Raw genomic sequence first — 23460 nt, forward strand, 5'->3', positions numbered from 1 at the left:
GTTGTCCATGACATTCGCAATCCCAACCCTGATGCGCCCGTTGCGCGCCGCCGTGCTGCCGCTGGTGGCGGCCCTGGTGCTGGCCGGTTGCGCCAGCGTGCCTTCGGGCATGCCCACGGTGCCGACCGCGGCGCAGTTCAAGGAACAGCCGCAGCAGCAACCGGGTGCCACGGCGCCGGCCGGCTTCACCCGGGCCACGCCCGCCGAGGCGCAACCGCGCGGCGAGTGGTGGCTGGCGTTCAACGACCCGGTGCTCAACACGCTGATCCAGCGCGCCGAGGTCGACAACACCAACATCCAGGCCGCCGCCGCGCGGCTGGCCGAAGCCCGCGCGCTGGCGCGCAGCGCCCAGGCCGACCGCCTGCCGCAGATCGGCCTGGGCGCCGGCGCCAACCGAGGTGCGGGCCTGGACAAGGCCACGGCCAGCACCCGGCCGGGCACCATGACCAACATCGGCGCCACGTTCTCGTACGAGGTCGACCTGTTCGGCCGCCTTTCGGGCGCGGCCGATGCGGCCAAGCTCGACGCGGCCGGCCGCGAGGCGCTGCTGCAGAGCACGCGGCTCGCGGTGCAGGCCGAGGTGGCGCAGACCTACCTGCAGCTGCGCGCGCTCGACGCCGAACGCGTGCTGGTGCGCGAATCGGTCGCGGCCTACCGCGACACGCTGCGCCTGACGCAGCGCCGCCAGCAGGCCGGCGACATCGCCGAGCTCGACGTGGCGCGCGTGCAGACCGAGGTGTCGTCCACCGAGTCGGACGCGCTCGCGCTCGACCGCCAGCGCGCCCAGGTGGAACACGCGCTGGCCGTGCTGGTGGGCGATTCGGCCTCCAGCTTCGGCATGCGGCCCGACGACTGGGCCACTGCGCTGCCGGTGATCCCGCCGGGCGTGCCGTCCACCGTGCTCACGCGCCGGCCCGACGTGTCGGCCGCGCAGAGCGCCGTCATGGCGGCGCAGGCCCGCGTGGGCGTGGCGCAGACCGCGTGGTTCCCGAACATCTCGCTGACCGGCGCGGCCGGCTACGCCTCGCCCGAGATCGGCGACCTCTTCAAGTGGTCGGCCCGTTCGTGGGGCGTGGGCGCGCTGCTGTCGCTGCCGATCTTCGACGGCGGGCGTCGCGAGGCCGGCGTGCAGGGCGCCAACGCCCAGCTCGACGGCGCGCTGGCCAGCTACCGCTCGCAGGTGCTGGTGGCGTTCCAGGAGGTCGAAGACCAGCTGGCCGCCATCCGCATCCTGCAGGAGCAGTCGGTGGTGCAGGCGCAGGCCGTGACCTCGGCCCAGCGCGCCACCAGCCTGTCGGACACGCGCTACCGCAACGGCTACGTGAGCCAGCTCGACCTGCTCGACGCGCGCCGCAGCGAGCTGCGCAACCGGCGCCAGGCGCTGCAGGTGAAGTCGGCCCAGTACCAGGCGACGGTGGGCCTGATCCGCGCCATCGGCGGCGGCTGGGAAGTGCCGGCGGCGGAGAAGGTGGCGACCCGCTGATCGGGTCGATCCGGGCTCAGGCGCGGTCGCCAGCGCCCGGGTGCGTCGCCGTGGCGGCCGCCTGTTTCAGCGCCACCGCACCCAGCGCGAGCGCACTCGAATAGCTGGATTGCGGGCGCGCAGCCACCCGCAGCGGCCGGTAGCCGAGCGTGTCGGAGGTGCTGCCGGTGTCGTGGACGGCTTCGAGCAGGAGCCAGTAGAACCGGCCCGGCTCGCGTTCCTCGACCGTCAGCGCCAGATCGTTGAGGGCGGACATGGCTTGGCGGATGCGGCCCGCAGCGGGCCGCATCCCTTGGTACGTCCGATTCGGCTTTCCGGATTCGGTTCAGCGCTCAACGACAATCCCCGGATGAGTTCTAGAGCGACAAGCGGGCCGGCGCGCTGCGTCATGGTCCTGGGCACCACCAGCGGCGCCGGCAAGAGCTGGCTGGCCACCGCGCTGTGCCGGTGGTATGCCCGCCAAGGGCTGCGGGTGGCGCCGTTCAAGGCGCAGAACATGAGCAACAACGCCCGCGTGGTCGAGGGCGGCGAGATCGGCAGCGCCCAGTACTTCCAGGCCCTGGCCGCCAACGCCGTGCCCGACGTGCGCATGAACCCGCTGCTGCTCAAGCCCGAGCGCGACACCCACAGCCAGGTGGTGCTGATGGGGCAGGTGAACGAGGCGCTGTCGACCCTGCCGTGGCGCGGGCGCAGTGAGCGCGTCTGGCCGCAGATCGCGCAGGCCTTCGACGAACTGCGCGCCGAGAACGACGTGGTCGTCATCGAAGGCGCCGGTTCGCCGGCCGAGATCAACCTCATGGCCAGCGACATCGTCAACCTGCGCGTCGCCCGCCATGCCCAGGCGCGCTGCCTGCTGGCGACCGATATCGACCGCGGCGGCGCCTTCGCCCACCTGTACGGCACCTGGGCGCTGCTGCCCGAGGCCGACCGGGCGCTCATCCATGGATTCGTGCTCAACAAGTTCCGGGGCGATGCGTCGCTGCTGGCGCCCGCGCCGCAGCAGCTGCAGGCGCTGACCGGCGTGCCCACCGTGGCCACGCTGCCCATGTGGTGGCAGCACGGCCTGCCCGAGGAAGACGGCGTGTTCGACGACCGCAGCCGCGCCAGCGGCGTAGTCACGCGCACCGTGGCGGTGGTCGCCTACCCGCGCCTGAGCAACCTCGACGAGTTCCAGGCACTGAAGAACGTGCCCGGCGTGCGCCTGGTCTGGGCCCGCACGCCGGCCGATGTGGCCGGCGCCGACTGGATCGTGCTGCCGGGCTCCAAGCACACGAGCGGCGACCTGGCCTGGCTGCGCGCGCAGGGGCTGGACCGCGCGGTGGCCGAGCACGCCGGGCGCGGCGGCGCCGTGCTGGGCGTGTGCGGCGGGCTGCAGATGCTGGGCGAGGCGCTGGTCGATCCGCACGGCATCGACGGCAACGCGCCCGGGCTCGGGCTGCTGCCGCTCGTGACCGTCTTCGAGCGCGAGAAGACCGTGCGGCACCGCGAGGCGACGTTCTCGGCGGACCTCGTGGCCGGCCCCTGGGCCGCGCTGGCGGGCGTGCGCGTCGCCGGCTACGAAATCCACCACGGCCAGACGGCCGCCCACCCCCAGCTGGCCCACGACGGCCGCGCCGTGATGGCCGAGGGCCTGGCCTGGCAGAACGCGCGTGGCAACGTGCTGGGCCTCTATTTGCACGGCCTGTTCGAAGACCCGGCCGCGCTGCAGGCGCTGTTCGGCACCACGGCGCCCACGTTGGACGCCACCTTCGACGGCCTGGCCGACTTCATCGACACCCACTTCGACGCCGGCGTGCTCGCCGGCCTGATCGCATGACCGACACCGATTTGATCCCTGCCATTCCAGACATCGCCGACGCCGCGCTCGCGGCCCGCCTGCAGGCCGCGCTCGACAACAAGACCAAGCCCGTCGGCGCACTGGGCCGCCTCGAAGCACTGGCGCTGCGCATCGGCACCATCCTGGGCACCGAGCAGCCGGTGCTCGATGCGCCGCAGATGCTGGTGTGCGCGGGCGATCACGGGCTGGCGGCGCGCGGCGTGTCGGCCTATCCGAGCGACGTGACCTGGCAGATGGTCGAGAACTTCCTGGCCGGCGGGGCGGCGGTCAGCGTGCTGGCGCGCCAGCACGGCCTGGCGCTCACCGTGGTCGATTGCGGCGTGCGGCGCGACTTCCAGCCGCGCCCCGGCCTGGTGTCGCGGCGCATCGCCGCCGGCACGGCCGACGCCTCGGCCGGCCCCGCCATGACGTCCGAGCAGTGCGCTCAGGCCATCGCCAACGGCCGCGAGGTGGTGCGCGCGCTGCCGGGCAACGCGCTGCTGCTGGGCGAAATGGGCATCGGCAACAGCTCGTCCGCCGCGCTGCTGCTGTCGCGCCTGGCCGGGCTGGACATCGGCCTGTGCACCGGTGCCGGCACGGGGCTCGATGCCGACGGCCTCGCACGCAAGCGCGAGGTGCTGCGCGAGGTGCTCGCGCTGCACGCGGGCGCGACCGCGCCGCTCGATGCGCTGGCCGCGTTCGGCGGGTTCGAGGTGGCGACGCTGGTCGGCGCGGTGCTGCAGGCGGCGCAGGAGCGGCGCGTGATCGTGGTCGACGGCTTCATCGCCAGCGCCGCCGTGCTGGTCGCCCAGGCGATTCGCCCGCAGGTGACGCAGCGCTGCGTGGCGGCGCACAGCTCGGCCGAGCCGGGGCACACGCTGCTGCTGAAGCACCTCGGGCTCGAGCCCTTGCTGAACCTCGACCTGCGACTGGGCGAGGGCTCGGGCGGTGCGCTGGCGTGGCCGCTGCTCGAATCGGCCTGCCGCATCCTGCGCGAGATGGCGAGCTTCGAATCGGCGGGTGTGTCGCGCCAGCAATGAACGGCGTGCGCCATTTCCTGCTGGCCGTCCAGTTCTTCACCCGCGTGCCGGTGACGGGAAAACTCGCCGCCTGGGTCGGCTTCAGCCCGCAGATGCTGCGCGCTGCCGCGGCGCACCTGCCGGCCATCGGCTGGATCGCCGGCGGGGTGGCGGCGGCCGTGTTCGTTGCCGTGGGGGCGGGTCTGCCGGGCGTGGCAGGGGCGCTGGTCGCCGCCGTGCTGAGCACCGTCGCCACCGTGATGCTCACGGGCGCCTTCCACGAAGACGGCCTGGCCGACGTGGCCGACGGCCTCGGCGGTTCGGCCAGCCGCGAGCGCGCGCTGGAGATCATGAAGGACTCGCGCATCGGCGCCTTCGGCGCGGTCGCGCTGGTGCTGGCGCTGGGCCTGAAGTTCGGCTTGCTCGCCGCACTCGCCGCGCGCGGGCTGGACGTGGCGGCGGCGTCGATCGTCGGCGCGCACGTGCTGTCGCGGCTGGTGCCGCTGTTCCTGATCCGCTGGCTGCCCTACGTGGGCGACAGCGGCGGCAGCAAGGCCAAGCCGCTGGCCGATGCGATCAGCGGCGGTGCGCTGCTCGTCGCCATGCTCTGGGCCGCACCCGCCGTGGCGCTGCTGCTGTGCGCGCACGACGCGGTGCATGTGGGCGCGGCGCTCGCGGCGCTGGTGCTCGCCGGCGGCTGGATGGCGCGGCTCTTCGTGCGTCGGCTGCAGGGCTTCACGGGCGACGGGCTCGGGGCGACGCAGCAGGTGTGCGAACTGGCGATCTACCTCGCGTTGGCGTGGAAGGCATGAGTACCGCGACGGCTCAGCTCTGGCTCCAGCGCCACGCGCCGGTGATCGCGCCGGCGGGCCTGTGCTACGGCGCGACCGACCTCGATGCGCACGCGGACGGCACGCAGGCTGCCGCTGCGCGCATCGCCGCGGTGCTACCGGCCGGCATCGCGCTGTGGAGTTCGCCGCTGCGGCGTTGCGCTCTACTGGCCGATGCCATCGTTGCGCTGCGGCCGGATCTGTCGGTGCGGCGCGATGCGCGGCTGGCCGAGATGAGTTTCGGCGCCTGGGAAGGTCGCCTGTGGTCGGCCGTGGCCCGTGAGGAATTCGAGGCCTGGACGAATCGTTTCGCCGACGCCCCAGCCGGAGGCGACGGCGAGAGCGTGCGCGCCTTCATGCAGCGCGTGGCTTTGGCGCACGCCGACTGGCTGGCGACCGGCGCCGACGCGCTGTGGGTCACGCATGCCGGCGTGCTGCGGGCGGTGCAGCTGCTGTCGCAGGGCGTGTCGTGCCCCGAGCGGGCCGATCAATGGCCCAACGACGCGGCGGCTTTTGGCGACTGGCGCGTGGTCGCCGCGCCGGTCGGCTGACGAGGCGCTGTCAGTTCTTGGCGCGCCACTGCTCGCGCCAGAGCCGGTCGAGCTGCCCCGCGAACTGCGGCGAAGGCCCGCCCAGGAGCTGGTTCTGCCCGTTGCGCTGCACCAGGCCATAGAGCCGGCCCGAGCCCTGGTCGTACAGCGCGATCGCGTTGTGGTCGTAGCAGTCGTGCGGCTTGCAGAAGGCGTGCAGCAGGTAGCGCGTGCCGTCCACCGTCACCCATTGCGGCTCGGGCGCCGGGCCTTCGCGGCGCACCAGCCAGCGTTCGGTTTCACGCGTGCCCAGCGCGGCGCGCCAGGCCTTGTCCATCGCGGGGCCCCGGGCGAGGGCGGCCGGGCTGCCCGTGGCGGGTGCCGGCGGCTTGGGGGCGGCGGTCACGGGTTCGGTGGGCGGCGCCGCGGCGCGCGCCGGACCGTCGCAGCGCCAGTAGCGCGGCTTCATCAGCTCCGGCCCCAGCTGGCCCATGACCGGCTTGTCGGCCTTCAGCGTGATCGACTGGCCGCGCGCATCGCGAAAGACCAGGAAATTCATCATCGCGTTGTCGCCCTTGCCCACGCGGCTCATCAGCGCCACGTCGAAGTTCGGCGGCGGCGCCTGGTTGCCGAAGAAGCTGTGCGCCGTGTCCGGCTGGCGGCCGACGACGCGGCGCTTGCCGCGTTCGGCGATCAGCATGTCTTCGCGCACCTGCAGCGTCGGTGCGGCTGCGTCGGCGCAGTTGGTGGACCAGCGTCCGCCGTAGAGCGCCATCGTCTCGGGCGGCAGCACGCCGTCACGCGACCAGGCGGCGCCCGCGCTGCACAGCGCTGCGAGGAAGAGGAGGGCGGCGGAAGGCGTCTTCTTGAAAATCGTTGTCGTCGTCATGTGCGATGTGTGTGATGCCGCTCAGGCGGTCTTGGGGGCCGGTGTCTTGGGCTGGAACGAGCAGAAGGTGGAGACCGCGCATTCCCAGCAGCGCGGCTTGCGCGCCACGCAGACATAGCGCCCGTGCAGGATCAGCCAGTGGTGCGCGTGCAGGCGGAATTCGGGTGGGATGCGCTTTTCGAGCTTGAGTTCCACGTCCAGCGGGGTCTTGCCGGGCGCGAGTCCGGTGCGATTGCCGATGCGGAAGATGTGCGTGTCGACCGCGATCGTCTCTTCGCCGAAGGCCACGTTGAGCACCACGTTGGCCGTCTTGCGCCCCACGCCCGGCAGCGCCTCGAGTTCGGCGCGCGTGCGCGGCACCTCGCCGCCATGCAGCTCGACCAGCATCCGGCAGGCCTCCATCAGGTGCTTGGCCTTGCTGCGGTACAGCCCGATCGTCTTGATGTACGACTCCAGCCCTTCCACCCCGAGGTCGAGGATCGCCTGCGGCGTGTTCGCCACCGGATAGAGCCGCCGCGTCGCCTTGTTCACGCCCACGTCGGTGGCCTGCGCCGACAGCAGCACGGCGGCCAGCAGTTCGAAGGGCGTGGTGTATTCGAGCTCCGTGCGCGGCTCGGGGTTGGCGGCTTGCAGGGTGGCGAAGAAGAGGGGGATGTCGGATTTTTTCATGGGTCGTGGTGGCCACCGTTCACGGCGTGGGGGCTCGCGGGGCGCATGCCGTGGAAGGCAGGGCGGGCACCGGCGTTTGCGGCGATGGATGCAATATATCGTCGAAAAGCCATGGCCCTACGCAGCTTTCCTGCCCGGGCTTTCGCGACAATGACGCCCAGAAAGTGAGACTGACCATGCAATTCGCCTCCCGCCTCGACAACGTCGAAACCTCCGCCATCCGCGAACTCTTCAAGCTGCTGGGCAAGCCCGGCATCATCAGTTTTGCGGGCGGCTTTCCCGACAGCGCCATGTTCGACGTCGAGGGCCTGAAGGAGGCGAGCCAGAAGGCGCTCACCGAAGAAGCCAGCGGGGCCCTGCAGTACGGCGCCACCGAAGGCTACGAGCCGCTGCGCAACCAGCTCAGTTCCTTCATGAAGACCAAGGGCGTCGACGTGGACCCGAGCGGCCTCATCGTCACCACCGGCAGCCAGCAGGCGCTCGACCTGCTGGGCAAGACCATGATCTCGCCTGGCGACAAGGTGATCGTCGAAGGCCCGACCTTCCTGGCCACGATCCAGTGCTTCCGCCTGTATGGCGCGCAGCTCATCAGTGCCCCCATCGACGCCAACGGCGTGAAGACCGACGAGCTCGAGAAGCTCATCGCCGAGCACAAGCCCAAGTTCGTCTACTTGATCCCGACCTTCGGCAACCCCAGCGGCGCGATGCTGAGCCTGGAGCGCCGCAAGAAGGTGCTCGAGCTGGCCGTGAAGTACCAGACGCTGATCGTCGAGGACGACCCCTACGGCGACCTGTACTTCGGCGAAGCGCCGCCGCCGTCGATCATGTCGCTGAGCAAGGACGTGCCCGGCAGCCGCGAACTGCTGGCGCATTGCGGCAGCCTGAGCAAGGTGCTGAGCCCCGGCCTGCGCATCGGCTGGATGATCGCGCCGCCCGAGCTGCTGGCCAAGGCCACGATGTGCAAGCAGTTCAGCGACGCCCACACGAGTACCTTCGCGCAGGCCACGGCCGCGCAGTACCTCAAGAGCGGCCGCATGCCCGGCACGCTGGCGCATGTGCGTGAGGTCTACGGCCAGCGCGCGCAGGCCATGGGCGCCGCGCTGAAGCGCGAGCTGGGCGATGCGGTGAGCTTCACGCAGCCCAACGGCGGTTTGTTCTTCTGGGCGCGCCTGACGGGCGCCAACGGCAAGCTGGCCGATGCCAACGAGCTGGCCAAGCGTGCGATCGAGAAGCTGGTGGCCTTCGTGCCCGGCGCGCCGTTCTTCGCCGAGAAGCCCGATGTGGCGACCTTGCGCCTGAGCTTTGCCACGGCCGACATCGAGAAGATCGAAGAGGGCGTGAAGCGCCTCGGCCAGGCCCTGTAACGCCGACGTTCAGGGGGACCGGTGCAGGCGGGGCGCCGCCAGCAGGTCCAGGTTCTCTGAAATGGCCGCATCCACGTTCGGATAGCGGCCTTTCATTTTGGAGAGCGTCATGATGGTCTGCAGCGCCTTCAGGTCCTTGACCGACGGCGCGACCTTGATCTGCGCAATGGCCGCCGGGGCGTTGCCGCCGTTCACCAATGCCATCACCTTGCTTGCCCAGTCGTTTGCGCGTGCCATGTCTTCACCTGCTTTCCATTTGAACCGCCGACTTTACACAGCGGGTTACCATCACCCATGAGAAAAACCTTCCAGCTTCAGGTCGAGGGCAAGCACCCCGACCGTCTCCTCGAAGCCGTCAAGCACGAGATTCGCAAGTACATCAAGCGCGAGCGCCGCCGCGACCTGCCCGAAGGCGCCGACTTCTGGGACTTCGACTGCCGGTTCGGCGCCGCCCAGGAATCCGCCGAAACCATCCACCTCACAGCCATCACCGGCCTCATCGACGGTGTGGTGAAAGAGGGCGGCAAGCAGTTCTACATCGAGATCCTGGCCAAGCCCGGCAAGCGCCAGCCGCGGCCCGCGGGTGCGCCCGACCACGCCGAGAACGACGGCGAGGAATAAACCCCGTCAGATCAGCGCCTGCGCCAGCCGCAGGCCATGCCGCTGCTCCGCTTCCTGCAGCGAGCGCGCAATCGACGGGTGCAGCCGCACCCCGTTCGCCGATTGCGCTTCCCGACGCTTCAACCCGCCTTCACCTGGCAGCCGCACAGGCCTGGCCGGGTCGATGGGCGCGTTGTCGCGGCATTTCTCGGCCACGTGGTCCATCTGGCGCAGGAAGGCGTCCTTGCCGCCGAAGGCGTGCAGGTCATGCAGCGTGAGGTGCACCGTCGCGCCCCAGCCTTCGGGCGGGTCGGCGCGGCCGTGGCCCGCGAGGCCGGCCGTGAGCGTTTCGACCAGCAGCGCCATGCCGTAGCCCTTGTGGCCGTGGCTCAGGCCGCCCACGGGCAGCAGCGTGCCGGGCGGCTGGTCGAACAGCACCTGCGGGTTGTTCGACGGCTTGCCGGAGGCGTCGATGAGCCATTCCTCGGCGAAAGTCTCACCGGCCGCGCGCTTGCGGTTGCTCATGCCGTTGGTGGTGATGGAGGCCGAGATGTCGACCATCACGCCGCCCTGCGACAGCGGAAAGCCCATCGCCAGCGGGTTCGGCGTGAACACCGCCTGCCTGCCGCCGAAGGGCGCGACGCTGGCGGTGTTGGGGTCGGAGCAGGCCAGCAGCATCAGCATGTCTTCCTGCAGCGCGCGCAGCATGTAGACCGCGAGGCAGGCGATGTGGTGGCTGCGGCGGATCACGAGCGAGGCGGTGCCCAGTTCGCGCGCACGCGGCACCAGCAGGTCCATGCCCTGGTCCATGAGCCAGGGGCCGGGCAGGCGCTTGCCATCCCACAGCACGGCGGCGGGGCGGTCGGACAGCACCTCGGGCGCACCGTCGCGCGTCATGCCGCCCGATTCGATTTCTTTCACGTAGCCGGCCAGCAGCGCAAGGCCGTGGGTGTCGTGGCCCAGCAGGTCGCCTTCGACCAGCGTGCGCGCCACGCTGTCGGCCATCGAGGCCGCGAGCCCCGCTTTCTGCAGCAGGGCGCTGGCGTAGTCGCGCAGCGCGTCGGCGCGGTACAGCGGGGCGGCGTCGGTCATTTCAGGATTTCCAGCACGCGGTCGAGCCCGCCTTCGTTGATCGCCACCATGGCCTGCTCGCGCACCTTCGGCTTGGCGTGATAGGCCACCGACAGCCCGGCCTCGCCCATCATCGGCAGGTCGTTGGCGCCGTCGCCCACGGCGATGGTTTCCTGCGGCGAGATGCCCATGAGCGAGGCCACCTCCAGCAGCGTGCGGCGCTTTTCGGCGCCGTCGCAGATGTCGCCCCAGCTTTGCGTCACGACCTGGCCGGTGAGCTGGCCGTCGGCTTCGTCGAGCAGGTTGGAGCGTGCGAAGTCGATGCCCAGGCGGTCCTTCACGCGGTTGGCGAAGAAGGTGAAGCCGCCCGACACCAGCAGCACCTTGAGGCCTGCCTTCTTGCAGGCCGCCACCAGTTCGGTGGCGCCGGGGTTGAGCTTCAGGCGCTCGTCGTACACCTGCTGCAGCGCGGCCACGGGCACGCCCTGCAGCAGCGCCACGCGGCGGCGCAGGCTTTCCTTGAAGTCCTTGATCTCGCCGCGCATCGTGGCTTCGGTGATCGCAGCCACCTCGGCCTTCTTGCCGACGGCATCGGCGATCTCGTCGATGCATTCGATGTTGATGAGCGTCGAGTCCATGTCGAACGCGATCAGCTTGAAGTCGGCGAGCTTCAGCGGCGGCTTCACGCGCTGGAGGACGAGGCCGGGGGAGATTTCTGTCGTAGCGCTCATGCGGGGGCGGTTTCCTTGACGAGGGGTTGTCCGAGGCTGCGCAGCACGTCACGCACCATCTGGGCGCGGTCCTTAGGCTCCTTGAGTTCGCGCTCGATGCGCAGCTTCTCGTTGCCGGCGAGCTTGATGTGCTTGTTCTTCTGGATCAGCTGGATGATGGCCATGCCGTCCACTGGCGCGTCCTTGCGGAAGGTGATGTTGATGATGCCCGGCGCCGCATCGACCTTGACCACGCCGTAGGGCCGCGCGAGCACGCGCAGGCGGTGCGTGTCGATCAACGTCTGCGCCTGCGGCGGCAGCTTGCCGAAGCGGTCGACGATTTCTTCCAGCAGCGTGTCGATCTGGTCGGGGTTCTTCGCGGTGGCGAGCTTCTTGTAGAACGACAGCCGCAGGTGCACGTCGCCGCAGTAGTCGTCGGGCAGCAGGGCGGGGGCGTGCAGGTTGATCTCGGTCGTGACCGACAGCGGCGAGAGCAGGTCGGGCTCCTGCCCGGCCTTCAGCGAGCGCACGGCTTCGCTGAGCATCTCGTTGTAGAGCTGGAAGCCGATCTCCATCATGTTGCCGCTCTGGTTCTCGCCGAGCACCTCGCCGGTGCCGCGAATTTCCAGGTCGTGCATCGCGAGGTAGAAGCCCGAGCCCAGTTCTTCCATCTGCTGGATGGCTTCGAGCCGCTGCGAGGCCTGCTTGGTCAGGCCTTCGGTGTCCGGCACCATCAGGTAGGCATAGGCTTGGTGGTGGCTGCGGCCGACGCGCCCGCGCAGCTGGTGCAGTTGCGCCAGGCCGAACTTGTCGGCGCGGCTCATCACGATGGTGTTGGCGGTGGGCACGTCGATGCCGGTCTCGATGATGGTCGAGCACAGCAGCATGTTGTAGCGCTGGGCCACGAAGTCGCGCATCACGCGCTCCAGCTCGCGCTCGGGCATCTGGCCGTGCGCCACGGCGATGCGGGCCTCGGGCAGGATTTCTTCGAGCTTCTGGCGCCGGTTCTCGATGGTCTCGACCTCGTTGTGCAGGAAGTAGACCTGCCCGCCGCGCTTCAATTCGCGCAGCACGGCTTCGCGGATCACGCCCGTGCCCTCGTTGCGCACGAAGGTCTTGATGGCCAGGCGGCGCTGCGGCGCGGTGGCGATCACGCTCAGGTCGCGCAGGCCTTCGAGCGCCATGCCCAGTGTGCGCGGGATCGGCGTGGCGGTGAGCGTGAGCACGTCGACCTCGGCGCGCATCGCCTTCATCGCCTCCTTGTGGCGCACGCCGAAACGGTGCTCCTCGTCGATGATGAGCAGGCCCAGGTTCTTGAACTTGACCGACTGCGAGAGCAGCTTGTGCGTGCCCACCACGATGTCGACCTGGCCTTCGGCCAGGCCCTTGGCGGCGGCCGTGATTTCCTTGGCCGAGCGGAAGCGGCTCATCTCGGCCACCTTCACCGGCCACTTGGCAAAGCGGTCGACCAGCGTCTGGTAATGCTGCTCGGCCAGCAGCGTGGTGGGCGCGAGAAACGCCACCTGCTTGCCGCCGGTGACGGCGATGAAGGCGGCGCGCAGCGCGACCTCGGTCTTGCCGAAGCCCACGTCGCCGCACACGAGGCGGTCCATCGGTTGGGGCGAGATCATGTCCTGCACCACGGCGTGGATGGCGGCCTTCTGGTCGGCGGTTTCCTGGAAGCCGAAGTCGTTGGCGAACACCTCGTAGTCGGCCGGCGAGTAGCGGAAGGCATGGCCTTCGCGCGCGGCGCGGCGGGCGTAGATGTTGAGCAGCTCGGCGGCCGAGTCGCGCACCTGTTCGGCGGCCTTGCGCTTGGCCTTTTCCCACTGGCCGGAGCCCAGCTTGTGCAGCGGCGCCTCGTCGGCGCTGACGCCGGTGTAGCGGCTGATCTGGTGCAGCTGGCTCACGGGCACGTAGAGCGTGGCTTTGTCGGCGTACTCCAGGTGCAGCATTTCCTGCAGCAGCGGCTTGCCGTCGGCATCCGTGCCCTGGCCCAGGTCCATGTGGATCAGGCCGCGGTAGCGGCCGATGCCGTGCGCGCTATGGACCACCGGGTCGCCCACGTTGAGTTCGGACAGGTCCTTGATCAGCGCCTCGACGTCGCTGACCTGTTCCTGCTTCTTGTTGCGCCGGCGCGTGGTGGGCGCGGTGGCGAACAGCTCGGTCTCGGTGACGAAGTCGATCGCCTGTTCGCGCCACGCGAAGCCCGAGGCCAGCGCGGCGGTGGCGATGCCGATCTTTTCGTCGCCCGAGGCTTCGAACTCGGCCAGCGAGTCGAAGGCCGGCGGGTTCACGCCGCTGGCGCGCAGGAAGTCGAGCAGGCTCTCGCGGCGGCCGTCGCTCTCGGCGATGAGCAGCACGCGGTGCGGCGTGGCGGCGATGTGGGCCTTCAGGCCGACCAGCGGGTCTTCGGCGCCGCGCACGACGGCAAAGGGCGGCAGCTTGTCGAACTCGGCGTAGGGCGCGTCGGTGGCGATGTCGCCGCGAATGGCGAGCTGCGCGTGCGGCTTGGCGCGCTGGTAGAACTGCTCGGCGTTGAGGAACAGCGCCTCGGGCGGCAGCGCGGGGCGCTCGGGGTCGCCCTGCACCAGGCGGTAGCGCTCGTTGGTGTCCTGCCAGAAATGCTGGAACGCGGGTTCGAGGTCGCCGTGCAGCACGACGGTGGCGTCGGGGCCGAGGTAGTCGAACACCGTGGCCGTCTCGTCGAAGAACAGCGGCAGGTAGTACTCGATGCCGGCGGTGGCCACGCCGTTGCCCATGTCCTTGTAGATGCGGCTCTTGGTCGGGTCGCCCTCGAGCAGTTCGCGCCAGCGGCTGCGAAAGCGCGCGCGGGCGTCGTCGTCCATCGGGAACTCGCGGCCCGGCAGCAGGCGCACCTCGGGCACGGGATACAGGCTGCGCTGGGTGTCGGGGTCGAAGGTGCGGATGGAGTCGATCTCGTCGTCGAACAGGTCGACGCGAAACGGCACCGGCGAGCCCATCGGGAACAGGTCGATCAGGCCGCCGCGCACCGCGTACTCGCCCGGGCTCACCACCTGCGTGACGTGGCTGTAGCCGGCCAGCGTGAGCTGCGCCTTGAGCTTGGACTCCTGCAGCTTCTGCTTGGCCTTGAACTGGAAGGTGTAGCCGGCCAGGAAGGCCGGCGGCGCCAGCCGGTACAGCGCGGTGGTGGCGGGCACCAGCACCACGTCGGCCTCTTTCTGGCTGATGCGCCACAGCGTGGCCAGGCGCTCGCTGATCAGGTCCTGGTGCGGCGAGAAGCTGTCGTAGGGCAGCGTTTCCCAGTCGGGGAACAGGGCGCAGCGCAGCTCGGGGGCGAAGAAGGCGATTTCGTCGATGAGCCGCTGGGCGTCGTTCGCGTCGGCGGTGAACATCGCGGTGGCGCGCCCCGCGGCCTTCTCGCGCATGCCGAGCTGGGCCAGCATCAGCGCATCGGCCGACAACGGGGGACGCGGCAGCGTGAAACGCTTGCCCGCCGGGAGAAGGGGGAGGTCCATGGAGCGGTTCGAAAAATGCACGACACCCCGCGCCGGACGGCGAGGGGTGTGCGAATGTCAATTCTAGAATGGCGGCCCCTTATCCGCTTGTCGGCCATCGGCCCGTGCCGCACCCTCCATGTCTTCTTCCCGTTTCTACGTGCTGATCCCCTGTGCCGGTTCCGGCCACCGCGCCGGCGGCGCGCAGCCCAAGCAGTACCGGCGTCTGGCGGGCCAGTCGATGGTGGCCCACACGGTGGACGCGTTCCGTGCGCTGGCCGGGCGTTTCGCGGGCGTGGCCGTGGTGGTGTCGCCCGACGACCGCGAGGTGCAGACGGCGCTGCCGCGCTTCCCCGTGACCGGCGAGTACCTGCTGCGCGTGGGCGGCCTGACGCGCGCCGCTTCGGTGCGCAACGGCCTGGCGGCGCTGCGCCAGAAGGGCGCCGGGCCGCACGACTGGGTGCTGGTGCACGACGCGGCGCGCTGCCTGGTCACGTCCAGCCAGATCGAGGCGCTCATCGCCGCCTGCGAGCACGATGCCGTCGGCGGCCTGCTGGCGCAGCGGCTGGCCGACACGCTGAAGGTGTCGTCGACCGACAGCCGCTCGACCCAGACCCTGCCGCGCGCCGACAAGTGGCTGGCCCAGACGCCGCAGATGTTCCGCATCGGCATGCTGCTCGACGCACTGGAGCGCGTGGGCGACGTGGTGACCGACGAGGCCAGCGCCATCGAGACCCTCGGCCTGGCGCCGCTGCTGGTGCCCGGCAGCGCGCAGAACTTCAAGGTCACCTTCCCCGAAGATTTCGCACTGGCCGAGGCGGTGCTGCTCGGCCGCAAGAAGGCCATGGCATGACGACGACACCGTTCAACATCCGCATCGGCGAAGGCTGGGACGTCCACCAGCTGGTGGCGGGGCGCAAGCTCATCCTGGGTGGCATCGAGGTGCCGCACACCACCGGCCTGCTCGGGCATTCGGACGCCGACGTGCTGCTGCACGCCATCACCGACGCGCTGCTCGGCGGGGCCGGGCTGGGCGACATCGGCCGGCATTTTCCCGACACCGACGCCCAGTTCCGCGGCGCCGATTCGGCCGTGCTGCTGGCCGAGGCGGCGCGCCGCGTGCGGGCCGCCGGCTGGGAAATCGGCAACGTCGACAGCACCGTGATCGCCCAGGCGCCCAAGCTGGCGCCGCACATCCCGGCCATGTGCCAGCGCATCGCCGACACGCTGGGCATCGCGCTCGATCAGGTCAATGTGAAAGCCAAGACGGCCGAGAAGCTCGGCCCGGTGGGCGAGGGCCGGGCGATGGAAGCCCGTGCCGCGGTGCTGCTGCACCGCTGAACCCGGGGTTCTTCTTCAGGCGACCTGTTTCTTGCCCGGCACCTCGCCGGGCTTGCTGCTGCCCGCCGGCATCGCGCGGGGCATCCGGATGTGGGCTGCGAGGCCCCGGCCCGGCGTGCTGGTGAGCGCGAAGGTGCCGCCCATGCGCTCGATGTTCTTCGCCACGATCGACAGCCCCAGGCCGGCGCCGGCCGCCGAGGTGCGCGCTGCGTCGCCGCGGAAGAAGGGCTTGGTCAGCTGCACGAGCAGGGCGGGCTCGACGCCCGCGCCGTGGTCGCGCACCTTGATCAGCACCGCGTCGTTGTTGGCCTGCGCCTGGATCGTGACGTCGGCCACGCCGGTCGACGGCGTCTTGCCGTAGCGCCGGGCGTTCTCGACCAGGTTGGAGATCACGCGCGTGAGCTCCACCTCGTCGCCCATCACCTTCAGGTCGGCGGGCACGTCGACGTGGATGTTCATCTCTTCGTAGTCCTGCACGGCGTAGGTGCAGGCGTCGATCACGTCGCGCAGCAGCACGGGGCGCTGGTCGACATGGTCGGGGCGGGCGTAGTCGAGGAACTTGTCGATGATCGCGTCGAGCTGCGCGATGTCGGCGGCCATGTGGTCGCGCGCGTCTTCGTCGGCCACGCTCATCTCGGTCTCGAGCCGCAGCCGCGCCAGCGGCGTGCGCAGGTCGTGCGAGATGCCGGCCAGCATGATGGCGCGGTCCTGCTCGATCTTGGCGAGCTGGTCGGCCATGCGGTTGAAGCCGATGTTCACCGCGCGGATCTCGTTGGTGCGGGCGCGCTCGTCGAGCCGGTGCGCCTCGTACTCGCCCTCGCGCACCTGCAAGGTGGCGCGCGACAGCTGCTTGAGCGGCAGGTTGATGAGTCGCGTGATCAGCGCCGCGCCCGCGAGCGACAGCGCCATCGCCGTGCTGAGCCAGACCAGCCAGGTGCGCCCGCCCACGCGGCTGAAGCGCGTGGGGTCTAGCAGCAGCCAGTAGGTGTCGCTCTCGATGGTGAAGCCGATCCACAGGCCCGGCTCGTCGTTCACGCGGCTGGCCACCGTGGTGCCTTCGCCCAGCTGGGCGATCAGCTCTTCGGTGACGCGTTCGTCGAGCGCGCCGCTGGTGTAGGGCTGGAAGCGGTCGTTGGGCTCGCGCGGCAGGATGCGTACGCCTTCCTGGTCGGCCAGCGTCTTGATCAGCGAGACCCGCGTGATCGCGTCCGAGTACACCAGCGCCGCGCGTGTGAGGTTCACGAGCGAGGCGATCTGGTGTCCGGTCTGGATGGCGCGTGGCTCGTACTCGAGCGAGCGGAAGGTCTGCAGCCACGCGACCGTGCAGCCGATCAGCAGCAGTGCGAGCAGAAAGAAGGTGCGCCAGAAAAGGCTGAAGCCCAGCTTGAGGCCGGGGCGGCGGTCACGCTGCGCGCTCGCTTCGAGCGGGCTCGGCATCGTGACTTGCGCACCGTCCTCCTGGGCCGGGTCAGGTCGGGCGGAATGGAGGCCGATGGCCACCTCTCAGCGGATCGTCAGGCCGTGCCGTCCGGCACGAACACGTAGCCCACGCCCCAGACGGTCTGGATGTAGCGCGGCGCCGCGGCGTCGGACTCGACCAGCTTGCGCAGGCGCGAGATCTGCACGTCCAGGCTGCGGTCGAAGGGCTCGAATTCGCGGCCGCGTGCCAGCTGGGCCAGCTTTTCGCGCGACAGCGGCTGGCGCGGGTGGCGCACCAGCGCCTTCAGCATCGCGAACTCGCCGGTGGTCAGCGAGAGTTCTTCGCCGTCCTTCTTCAGGGTGCGCGAGCCGAGGTCGAAGGCGAACGGGCCGAAGGTGACGGTCTCGTTCTCGGTGGAGGGGGCGCCGGGCGCCTCGAGCGGCGGACGGCGGCGCAGCACGGCGTGCACGCGGGCCAGCAGTTCGCGCGGGTTGAAGGGCTTGCCGAGGTAGTCGTCGGCGCCGACTTCGAGACCGACGATGCGGTCCACGTCCTCACCCTTGGCGGTGAGCATGATGATCGGCGTGCGGTCGTTGGCGGCACGCAGACGGCGGCACACGGAGAGGCCGTCTTCGCCGGGCATCATCAGGTCGAGCACGATCAGGTCGACCGTGTCGCGCAACAGGATGCGGTTGAGCGCCTTGCCGTCCTCGGCCACGATCACTTCGAATCCTTCCTGCGTCAGGTAGCGGCGCAGCAGGTCGCGGATGCGGGCGTCGTCGTCGACGATCACGATCTTGTCGGTGCGAGCGGGAACTTGAGTCATTTCTACAACGTTGAATTTGTAACAGCGCCGATTCTGAAGGCGTTAGGACCCCATTGCTGCCGAATTCCGTAGTGGTTGACACTAAGTTACACAACTTGCGGCCGCTCGCCGTCTGGTCATCCGGGCTTTGCCCGGCGGTGGCACAGTCCGTGCTGCCTTATGACGATTGCGCGATGAGACCTTCTTTTTCTGCCTTGCCTCTGCTTTTTTTCGCATGCGCCTGTGGTGCGACGTCCGTCGCTTCCGAAGGGTTTTTGCGGGTCAGTGAAGGGCGCCGCAGCGAAGTGCGCGATGCCGTGGCCGCGCACCGGGCGGCCCAGCGGGAAGAGCAGCGCCGCGGCGAAGCGCTGGCGGGGCGCCGTCTCACGGCGGGTGAACTGTTCGAGTTGAGGCAGCAGGTCCGGGGGCAGTGGGTGCCCGCGGGAACGGGGGTACTTCTGAATTCGGCAGAATCACAGCCTGCCGAGCGCATCGTGCCGGTACCGCAGCCCGTCGCCAGTCCGCAAACCGCGCCGCGCAGCCTGCGCCACTGAAGAAGAAGGCGCGGGCGAGGGCTTTTCCTCGCATCCACCAGGGAGAAATCTGTCTTGAAGACTGTTCAATTGATCGCGGCCTGCGCCGCGTTGACCTTTGCCGGCGCCGCCTTGGCCCAGAATGCCGTCATGCCTGCTCCACAAAACGTGCTCCAGCTGTCGGCCTCCGGCACCGTCGAAGTTCAGCAAGACCTGCTGAGCATGACCCTCGTCACCACGCGCGACGCCGCCGAGGCGGGCACCGTGCAGACCCAGCTCAAGACGGCGCTCGATGCCGCGCTGGCCGAGGCCAAGAAGAACGCGCAGCCGGGCCAGCTCGACGTGCGCACCGGCAACTTCAGTCTCTCGCCGCGCTACACCAAGGACGGCAAGATCAACGGCTGGCAGGGTTCGACCGAGCTCGTGCTAGAGGGCCGCGACTTCGCGCGCATCACCCAGACGGCCGGGCGCATCAGCACGCTCAGCGTGGGCAACGTCGGTTTCGGCCTGAGCCGCGAGCAGCGCGCCAAGACCGAGACTGAGGCGCAGAACATCGCCATCGACAACTTCAAGCAGAAGGCCGGCGAGCTGGCCAAGGGCTTCGGCTTTGGCGGCTACACGCTGCGCGAGGTGTCGGTGAACGCGAACGACAGCGGCCCGATCCGCCCGCGCGTGATGGCCATGCAGGCCAAGTCGTTCTCGGCCGCCGATTCGGCCGTGCCGGTGGAAGCGGGCAAGACCAGCGTGGTCGTGAACGTCTCCGGCTCGGTGCAGCTCAAGTAGGAAGACAAAGAGCGAAGCGCCGGCGGACGAGTGCCGCCGACGTTTTTTTGTTGTCTCTGTTTATTTACTGAGCCGTCCAGCCGCCATCCATGGCCCAGGCGACGCCCCGCACCTGATCGGCGGCGGGAGAGCTCAGGAAGACGGCCAGCCCGCCCAGTTGCTCGACCGTCGTGAACTGCAGCGAGGGCTGCTTTTCACCCAGCAATTCGTTCTGCGCCTGGAGGGCTGAAATGCCTTCGCGGGCCGCGCGGTCGTCGATCTGCTTTTGCACCAGCGCCGTGAGCACCCAGCCCGGGCTGATCGCGTTGCAGGTGACGCCGGTGGTGGCGGTTTCGAGCGCCACCGACTTGGTCAGGCCGACGATGCCGTGCTTGGCTGCGACATAGGCCGACTTCTGCGCCGAGGCCACGAGCCCGTGCGCCGACGCCACGTTGATGATGCGGCCCCAGTTGGCCTCGCGCATCGCGGGGATCGCCAGGCGCGTCGTGTGGAAGGCGCTCGTGAGGTTGATCGCGAGGATCGCGTCCCAGCGTTCGGTCGGGAAGTCCTCGACCTTGGCCACGTGCTGGATGCCGGCGTTGTTGACGAGGATGTCGACACGGCCGAACTTCGACGCGGCGAAGTTCATCATGTCCTCGATCTGGTCGGGCTTGCTCATGTCGGCCCCGTGGTACTCGGCGCGCACGCCGAGCGCCTCGATCTGGGCCTTGGGGGTGTCGGCGTCGCCGAAACCGTTGAGCACGATGTGTGCGCCCTGTTGGGCCAGCGCCTTGGCGATGGCGAAGCCAATGCCACTGGTGGACCCCGTGACAAGCGCGGTTTTGCCTTTGAGCATGAAGATCAATCTCCGGATGAATTAGGATGCAACGAGACCATTATCCGCACCCGAACCCCTCCGTTTCCATGACAGAACCGACCCTTCACGACGTGGCCTGCAACGACGCCCAGGGCGGTCATCGCATGGCCTATTGGCAATGGGGCGACGCGCACAGCGCACATGTCGTGGTCTGCGTGCACGGGCTGACCCGGCAGGGGCGCGATTTCGACGTGCTCGCGCAGGCCATCGTGGCGCGCGCGGGCGGCGATGTGCGCGTGGTCTGTCCCGACGTGGTCGGGCGCGGCCGAAGCGACTGGCTGCGCGACCCTGCTTTCTATCAAGTGCCTGTGTATGCAGCCGACATGGTGGCGCTGATCGCGCAGCTGCACGGCGAGCATCCCATCGACACGCTCGACTACGTCGGCACCAGCATGGGCGGGCTGATCGGCTTCGTGCTGGCCGGCCACAAGGAGCTGCCGTTGCCACGGCCCATTCGCCGTTTCGTCGCGAACGATGTCGGCCCCACGGTCGAGCCCGCTGCCATCCAGCGCATCGGCGCGTATGTGGGCAAGAGTGGCCAGTTTCCGAGCGTGCAGGCCGCGGCCGACGCGATGTGGGCCCTGTCGACCACCTTCGGGCCGCACACGCCGGACCAGTGGCGGGCCCTGTCGCAGCACATGGTGGTGCCGGCGTCCGAGCGCAGCGCCGACGGTGCCGCCAAGACCGCCAGTGCCGGCCCGGTGGGCGAGGGCGCCTGGTTGCTGCACTACGACCCGGCCATCGGCGTGCCGTTGCGCGCCATCACGCCGGAGATCGCGGCGCAGGGCGGGGCGGTGATGTGGAGCCTGTACGACGCCATCGAGGCGCGCACGCTGCTCACGCGCGGCGCGGTGTCCGACCTGCTGTCGCCCGAGACGGCGGCGGCGATGACGCAGCGCGGGCCGCGTGCCACGCTCGTCGAGTTCGAGGGCGTGGGCCACGCGCCGACTTTCGTCGATCCCGCACAGGTCGCCGTCGTCACGAATTTCCTGTTCGATTGAGGGCATCGTGAAGCGAGAGTCTGCGAACCTTCAGACGGCACCCCTGTCCGACGGCGTCATGGTCGATTACCCGCTGTCGGCCGCCACGGCCGACCGCTCGCCGGTCATGGAGAACATGCTGGCGCGCGCCCGCGCGTTCGCCGAACCGCTGATTGCCGACGAAAAGCTCGACACCGGCGAGAACACGCTGGCGCACGCCGATGCGGTGGCCGCCATCGTTGCGAAGATGGGCGGCTCCGAGGCGATGCAGGCCGCGAGCTACCTCGTGTATTCGTGCCAGCACCTGAACCGCCCGCAGGAAGTGATCGCCAAGGTTTTCGGCGACAACTTCGCGGCGCTCGCGGTCGAGACCACCAAGCTCGTGCGCGTGCAGGAGCAGGCGCGCACGGCTTCGCAAGGGCACCACGCCGAAGGCGCCGGCGCGCAGACCGAGAACGTGCGCAAGATGCTGCTGGCGTTCTCGCGCGACTTGCGCGTGGTCATGCTGCGGCTGGCCTCGCGCCTGCAGACGCTGCGGCACGCGGCAGCCAGCAAGCAGCCCGCGCCCGAGAGCGTGGCGCGCGAGTCGCTGCAGGTGTTTGCGCCGCTCGCGAACCGGCTGGGCATCTGGCAGGTGAAGTGGGAGATCGAAGACCTCTCGTTCCGCTTTCTCGAGCCCGAGACCTACAAGCTGATCGCGCGGCTGCTCGACGAGAAGCGCATCGAGCGCGAAGGCCACGTCGAGCAGTTGCGTTCGCAGCTGGAGCACGAACTGCAGGCCGAAGGCGTCAAGGCCACGGTGCAGGGACGCCCGAAGAACATCTACAGCATCGTCAAGAAGATGCGCGGCAAGTCGCTCGACTTCGAGCAGGTCTTCGACATCCTCGCGCTGCGCGTGGTGGTGCCGGACGTGAAGGACTGCTATGCCGCGCTGGCCTGGGTGCACTCGCACTTCCAGCCCATCGACGAGGAGTTCGACGACTACATCGCGCGGCCCAAGCCCAACGGCTACCAGTCGCTGCACACGGTGGTGCGCGAGATCGTCGACGGCAAGGTGGGCAAGCCGATCGAGATCCAGATCCGCACCGAGGAAATGCACGACCACGCCGAGCATGGCGTGGCCGCGCACTGGGCCTACAAGGAAGCGGGCCACAAGGGCTACGCCGGTGTCTGGGCCAGCGGCGAGTACGACGCCAAGATCGCCGTGCTGCGCCAGCTGCTGGCCTGGGAGCGCGACCTGTCGGGCGGGCTGCAGGGGCAGGGGCTGTTCGACGACCGCATCTATGTGCTCACGCCCGATGCCGCCATCGTCGAGTTGCCGCAGGGCGCGACGCCGGTCGACTTCGCCTACACGGTGCACACGACGCTGGGGCATCGCTGCCGCGGTGCGCGTGTCGATGGCGCGATGGTGCCGCTGAACACGCCGCTGTCGAACGGGCAGACGGTCGAGATCATGGCGGCCAAGGAAGGCGGTCCGTCGCGCGACTGGCTGAATGCCGAACTGGGTTATCTGGCGAGCCACCGCGCACGCGCCAAGGTGCGTGCCTGGTTCAACGCACAGATCACGCACGAGACCGTGGCGCGTGGACGCGAAGCCGTCGAGAAGCTGCTGCAGCGCGAAGGCAAGACGGCCATGCGGCTCGAAGACCTGGCGTCGCAACTCGGCTTCAAGTCGGCGGATCATCTGTTCGAGGTGGTCGGCAAGGACGAGTTTTCGCTGCGCAACATCGAGACGCTGCTGCGTCCGCCTGAGCCGGCGCTGAACCCTGACGACGGCGTGCAGATCAAGAAGGCGCGCGGCAGCGAGAAGTCGGGCAAGGGCGGCGTGCTCGTGGTGGGCGTGTCGTCGCTGATGACGCAGCTCGCCAAGTGCTGCAAGCCGGCGCCGCCGGATGCAATCCGTGGCTTCGTCACACGTGGCCATGGTGTCAGCGTGCATCGCGCGGATTGCAGCAACTTCCGCACGATGGCCGCGAAGGACGGCGAACGCGTGATCGATGTCGAATGGGGCCTGCCGAAGAAGGGCGCGGATGCACCGGTCTATGCAGTGGATGTGGCTGTGGAAGCAGCCGACCGCCAGGGTTTGCTGCGCGATATTTCCGATGTGTTCGCACGCGAGAAGATGAACGTGATCGGCGTGCAGACGCAGTCGATCAAGGGCACAGCCTGGATGACTTTCACCGTGGAAATCGCCGATGCAGCGCGTCTGACGCAGGTGTTGAGTGTGGTGACTGCAGTGACTGGCGTGCGATCTGCACGTCGGCGCTGAAAAGGGCCATTTC

23 protein-coding genes are annotated in these 23460 nt (G+C 69.4%); 13 read left to right on the forward strand and 10 right to left on the reverse strand.

From position 1 onward, the window contains the following. The first annotated feature begins 7 nt into the window (after positions 1-7). The gene (locus AC07SQ_RS00075; RefSeq protein ID WP_495271424.1) at positions 8-1483 is read left to right on the forward strand and encodes an efflux transporter outer membrane subunit; all 1476 of its coding nucleotides are present in this window, start codon (positions 8-10) and stop codon (positions 1481-1483) included. 16 nt (positions 1484-1499) lie between these two features. Here AC07SQ_RS00075 and AC07SQ_RS00080 read toward each other — a convergent pair whose 3' ends face one another. Beyond that, positions 1500-1739, reverse strand: coding sequence for a hypothetical protein (locus AC07SQ_RS00080; protein ID WP_495271423.1), 240 nt, complete (start codon positions 1737-1739; stop codon positions 1500-1502). A gap of 93 nt (positions 1740-1832) precedes the next feature. Here AC07SQ_RS00080 and AC07SQ_RS00085 point away from each other — a divergent pair, with 93 nt between their 5' ends. Genes AC07SQ_RS00085 through AC07SQ_RS00100 form a run of 4 tightly spaced genes read left to right on the forward strand, consistent with a single transcriptional unit; the run spans position 1833 to position 5699 of the window. After that, positions 1833-3299, forward strand: a complete 1467-nt coding sequence (locus AC07SQ_RS00085) for a cobyric acid synthase (RefSeq protein ID WP_495271422.1) — start codon at positions 1833-1835, stop codon at positions 3297-3299. Beyond that, complete coding sequence (gene cobT / locus AC07SQ_RS00090) at positions 3296-4339, forward strand: nicotinate-nucleotide--dimethylbenzimidazole phosphoribosyltransferase (protein WP_495271421.1); 1044 nt, start codon at positions 3296-3298, stop codon at positions 4337-4339. Before AC07SQ_RS00085 ends, cobT begins: the two co-directional genes overlap by 4 nt. Further along, positions 4336-5130 (forward strand): adenosylcobinamide-GDP ribazoletransferase, encoded by a 795-nt coding sequence (locus AC07SQ_RS00095; protein ID WP_495271420.1) that lies wholly within the window; start codon positions 4336-4338, stop codon positions 5128-5130. Before cobT ends, AC07SQ_RS00095 begins: the two co-directional genes overlap by 4 nt. Next, complete coding sequence (locus AC07SQ_RS00100; RefSeq protein WP_495271419.1) at positions 5127-5699, forward strand: histidine phosphatase family protein; 573 nt, start codon at positions 5127-5129, stop codon at positions 5697-5699. The genes AC07SQ_RS00095 and AC07SQ_RS00100 overlap by 4 nt, the downstream gene beginning before the upstream one ends. 10 nt (positions 5700-5709) lie before the next feature. Here the strand turns inward: AC07SQ_RS00100 and AC07SQ_RS00105 are convergent, their stop codons facing one another. After that, on the reverse strand, positions 5710-6567 hold the full coding sequence (locus AC07SQ_RS00105; RefSeq protein WP_495271418.1) for an Ivy family c-type lysozyme inhibitor: 858 nt from the start codon (positions 6565-6567) through the stop codon (positions 5710-5712). A 21-nt stretch (positions 6568-6588) separates the two neighbouring features. Further along, positions 6589-7236 carry an endonuclease III gene (nth, locus tag AC07SQ_RS00110; RefSeq protein ID WP_495271417.1) on the reverse strand — a complete coding sequence of 216 codons (648 nt, stop codon included), beginning with the start codon at positions 7234-7236 and terminating at the stop codon, positions 6589-6591. 176 nt (positions 7237-7412) lie between these two features. Between nth and AC07SQ_RS00115 the strand changes: the two genes are divergently transcribed. Further along, the gene (locus AC07SQ_RS00115) at positions 7413-8600 is read left to right on the forward strand and encodes an aminotransferase-like domain-containing protein (protein WP_495271416.1); all 1188 of its coding nucleotides are present in this window, start codon (positions 7413-7415) and stop codon (positions 8598-8600) included. Positions 8601-8609: 9 nt separating this feature from the next. On the opposite strand, the gene AC07SQ_RS00120 is transcribed toward AC07SQ_RS00115, so the two are convergent. Beyond that, positions 8610-8837, reverse strand: a complete 228-nt coding sequence (locus AC07SQ_RS00120) for a hypothetical protein (RefSeq protein ID WP_056581383.1) — start codon at positions 8835-8837, stop codon at positions 8610-8612. Between the two features lie 57 nt (positions 8838-8894). On the opposite strand from AC07SQ_RS00120, the gene AC07SQ_RS00125 reads away from it, so the two are divergent. Continuing rightward, a complete protein-coding gene (locus AC07SQ_RS00125; protein WP_159271932.1) occupies positions 8895-9221 on the forward strand; it encodes a DUF6172 family protein in 327 nt (108 codons plus the stop codon). A gap of 6 nt (positions 9222-9227) precedes the next feature. On the opposite strand, the gene AC07SQ_RS00130 is transcribed toward AC07SQ_RS00125, so the two are convergent. From AC07SQ_RS00130 to mfd, 3 genes are read right to left on the reverse strand one after another with little or no spacing between them, the layout of a single operon-like run. Next, on the reverse strand, positions 9228-10292 hold the full coding sequence (locus AC07SQ_RS00130) for an Ldh family oxidoreductase (protein WP_495271415.1): 1065 nt from the start codon (positions 10290-10292) through the stop codon (positions 9228-9230). Further along, complete coding sequence (gene serB / locus AC07SQ_RS00135) at positions 10289-11002, reverse strand: phosphoserine phosphatase SerB (protein ID WP_062480719.1); 714 nt, start codon at positions 11000-11002, stop codon at positions 10289-10291. The genes AC07SQ_RS00130 and serB overlap by 4 nt, the downstream gene beginning before the upstream one ends. Next, on the reverse strand, positions 10999-14481 hold the full coding sequence (gene mfd, locus AC07SQ_RS00140) for a transcription-repair coupling factor (protein WP_495271414.1): 3483 nt from the start codon (positions 14479-14481) through the stop codon (positions 10999-11001). The genes serB and mfd overlap by 4 nt, the downstream gene beginning before the upstream one ends. A gap of 118 nt (positions 14482-14599) precedes the next feature. On the opposite strand from mfd, the gene ispD reads away from it, so the two are divergent. Next, positions 14600-15313 (forward strand): 2-C-methyl-D-erythritol 4-phosphate cytidylyltransferase, encoded by a 714-nt coding sequence (ispD, locus tag AC07SQ_RS00145; protein ID WP_062480715.1) that lies wholly within the window; start codon positions 14600-14602, stop codon positions 15311-15313. Beyond that, entirely contained in the window at positions 15310-15801 is a 492-nt protein-coding gene (ispF, locus tag AC07SQ_RS00150) for a 2-C-methyl-D-erythritol 2,4-cyclodiphosphate synthase (protein WP_070060518.1), read from the forward strand. The genes ispD and ispF overlap by 4 nt, the downstream gene beginning before the upstream one ends. Positions 15802-15816: 15 nt before the next feature. On the opposite strand, the gene AC07SQ_RS00155 is transcribed toward ispF, so the two are convergent. Next, entirely contained in the window at positions 15817-17238 is a 1422-nt protein-coding gene (locus AC07SQ_RS00155; RefSeq protein WP_062480711.1) for a sensor histidine kinase family protein, read from the reverse strand. 77 nt (positions 17239-17315) lie between these two features. Next, positions 17316-18047: an osmolarity response regulator transcription factor OmpR gene (ompR, locus tag AC07SQ_RS00160; protein ID WP_007837017.1), complete on the reverse strand. Its 732-nt coding sequence runs from the start codon at positions 18045-18047 to the stop codon at positions 17316-17318. A 95-nt stretch (positions 18048-18142) separates the two neighbouring features. Between ompR and AC07SQ_RS00165 the strand changes: the two genes are divergently transcribed. Together AC07SQ_RS00165 and AC07SQ_RS00170 are read left to right on the forward strand one after the other, a co-directional pair. Next, positions 18143-18580 (forward strand): hypothetical protein, encoded by a 438-nt coding sequence (locus AC07SQ_RS00165; protein ID WP_223301309.1) that lies wholly within the window; start codon positions 18143-18145, stop codon positions 18578-18580. A 54-nt stretch (positions 18581-18634) separates the two neighbouring features. After that, a complete protein-coding gene (locus tag AC07SQ_RS00170; protein WP_062480709.1) occupies positions 18635-19342 on the forward strand; it encodes an SIMPL domain-containing protein in 708 nt (235 codons plus the stop codon). Between the two features lie 64 nt (positions 19343-19406). On the opposite strand, the gene AC07SQ_RS00175 is transcribed toward AC07SQ_RS00170, so the two are convergent. Continuing rightward, positions 19407-20177, reverse strand: coding sequence for a 3-hydroxybutyrate dehydrogenase (locus AC07SQ_RS00175; RefSeq protein ID WP_070060712.1), 771 nt, complete (start codon positions 20175-20177; stop codon positions 19407-19409). 68 nt (positions 20178-20245) lie between these two features. Between AC07SQ_RS00175 and AC07SQ_RS00180 the strand changes: the two genes are divergently transcribed. Both AC07SQ_RS00180 and AC07SQ_RS00185 read left to right on the forward strand, forming a co-directional pair. Next, a complete protein-coding gene (locus tag AC07SQ_RS00180; protein ID WP_495271413.1) occupies positions 20246-21199 on the forward strand; it encodes an alpha/beta fold hydrolase in 954 nt (317 codons plus the stop codon). 58 nt (positions 21200-21257) lie between these two features. Beyond that, complete coding sequence (locus AC07SQ_RS00185; RefSeq protein WP_062480706.1) at positions 21258-23447, forward strand: RelA/SpoT family protein; 2190 nt, start codon at positions 21258-21260, stop codon at positions 23445-23447. Positions 23448-23460: the final 13 nt, after the last annotated feature.

The organism is Variovorax sp. GW821-FHT06D12, from assembly GCF_059419205.1.

Excerpts from the sequence above, each read along its gene's own strand:
- AC07SQ_RS00120 (WP_056581383.1), bottom strand. The coding sequence starts at position 8,837 with ATGGCACGCGCAAACGACTGGGCAAGCAAGGTGATGGCATTGGTGAAC.
- AC07SQ_RS00080 (WP_495271423.1), bottom strand. The coding sequence starts at position 1,739 with ATGTCCGCCCTCAACGATCTGGCGCTGACGGTCGAGGAACGCGAGCCG.
- ispF (WP_070060518.1), top strand. The coding sequence starts at position 15,310 with ATGACGACGACACCGTTCAACATCCGCATCGGCGAAGGCTGGGACGTC.
- AC07SQ_RS00155 (WP_062480711.1), bottom strand. The coding sequence starts at position 17,238 with ATGCCGAGCCCGCTCGAAGCGAGCGCGCAGCGTGACCGCCGCCCCGGC.
- AC07SQ_RS00100 (WP_495271419.1), top strand. The coding sequence starts at position 5,127 with ATGAGTACCGCGACGGCTCAGCTCTGGCTCCAGCGCCACGCGCCGGTG.
- AC07SQ_RS00125 (WP_159271932.1), top strand. The coding sequence starts at position 8,895 with ATGAGAAAAACCTTCCAGCTTCAGGTCGAGGGCAAGCACCCCGACCGT.
- AC07SQ_RS00175 (WP_070060712.1), bottom strand. The coding sequence starts at position 20,177 with ATGCTCAAAGGCAAAACCGCGCTTGTCACGGGGTCCACCAGTGGCATT.
- AC07SQ_RS00105 (WP_495271418.1), bottom strand. The coding sequence starts at position 6,567 with ATGACGACGACAACGATTTTCAAGAAGACGCCTTCCGCCGCCCTCCTC.
- ompR (WP_007837017.1), bottom strand. The coding sequence starts at position 18,047 with ATGACTCAAGTTCCCGCTCGCACCGACAAGATCGTGATCGTCGACGAC.
- AC07SQ_RS00075 (WP_495271424.1), top strand. The coding sequence starts at position 8 with ATGACATTCGCAATCCCAACCCTGATGCGCCCGTTGCGCGCCGCCGTG.
- AC07SQ_RS00180 (WP_495271413.1), top strand. The coding sequence starts at position 20,246 with ATGACAGAACCGACCCTTCACGACGTGGCCTGCAACGACGCCCAGGGC.
- cobT (WP_495271421.1), top strand. The coding sequence starts at position 3,296 with ATGACCGACACCGATTTGATCCCTGCCATTCCAGACATCGCCGACGCC.
- AC07SQ_RS00185 (WP_062480706.1), top strand. The coding sequence starts at position 21,258 with ATGGTCGATTACCCGCTGTCGGCCGCCACGGCCGACCGCTCGCCGGTC.
- AC07SQ_RS00115 (WP_495271416.1), top strand. The coding sequence starts at position 7,413 with ATGCAATTCGCCTCCCGCCTCGACAACGTCGAAACCTCCGCCATCCGC.
- serB (WP_062480719.1), bottom strand. The coding sequence starts at position 11,002 with ATGAGCGCTACGACAGAAATCTCCCCCGGCCTCGTCCTCCAGCGCGTG.
- mfd (WP_495271414.1), bottom strand. The coding sequence starts at position 14,481 with ATGGACCTCCCCCTTCTCCCGGCGGGCAAGCGTTTCACGCTGCCGCGT.
- ispD (WP_062480715.1), top strand. The coding sequence starts at position 14,600 with ATGTCTTCTTCCCGTTTCTACGTGCTGATCCCCTGTGCCGGTTCCGGC.
- AC07SQ_RS00130 (WP_495271415.1), bottom strand. The coding sequence starts at position 10,292 with ATGACCGACGCCGCCCCGCTGTACCGCGCCGACGCGCTGCGCGACTAC.
- AC07SQ_RS00095 (WP_495271420.1), top strand. The coding sequence starts at position 4,336 with ATGAACGGCGTGCGCCATTTCCTGCTGGCCGTCCAGTTCTTCACCCGC.
- AC07SQ_RS00085 (WP_495271422.1), top strand. The coding sequence starts at position 1,833 with ATGAGTTCTAGAGCGACAAGCGGGCCGGCGCGCTGCGTCATGGTCCTG.
- nth (WP_495271417.1), bottom strand. The coding sequence starts at position 7,236 with ATGAAAAAATCCGACATCCCCCTCTTCTTCGCCACCCTGCAAGCCGCC.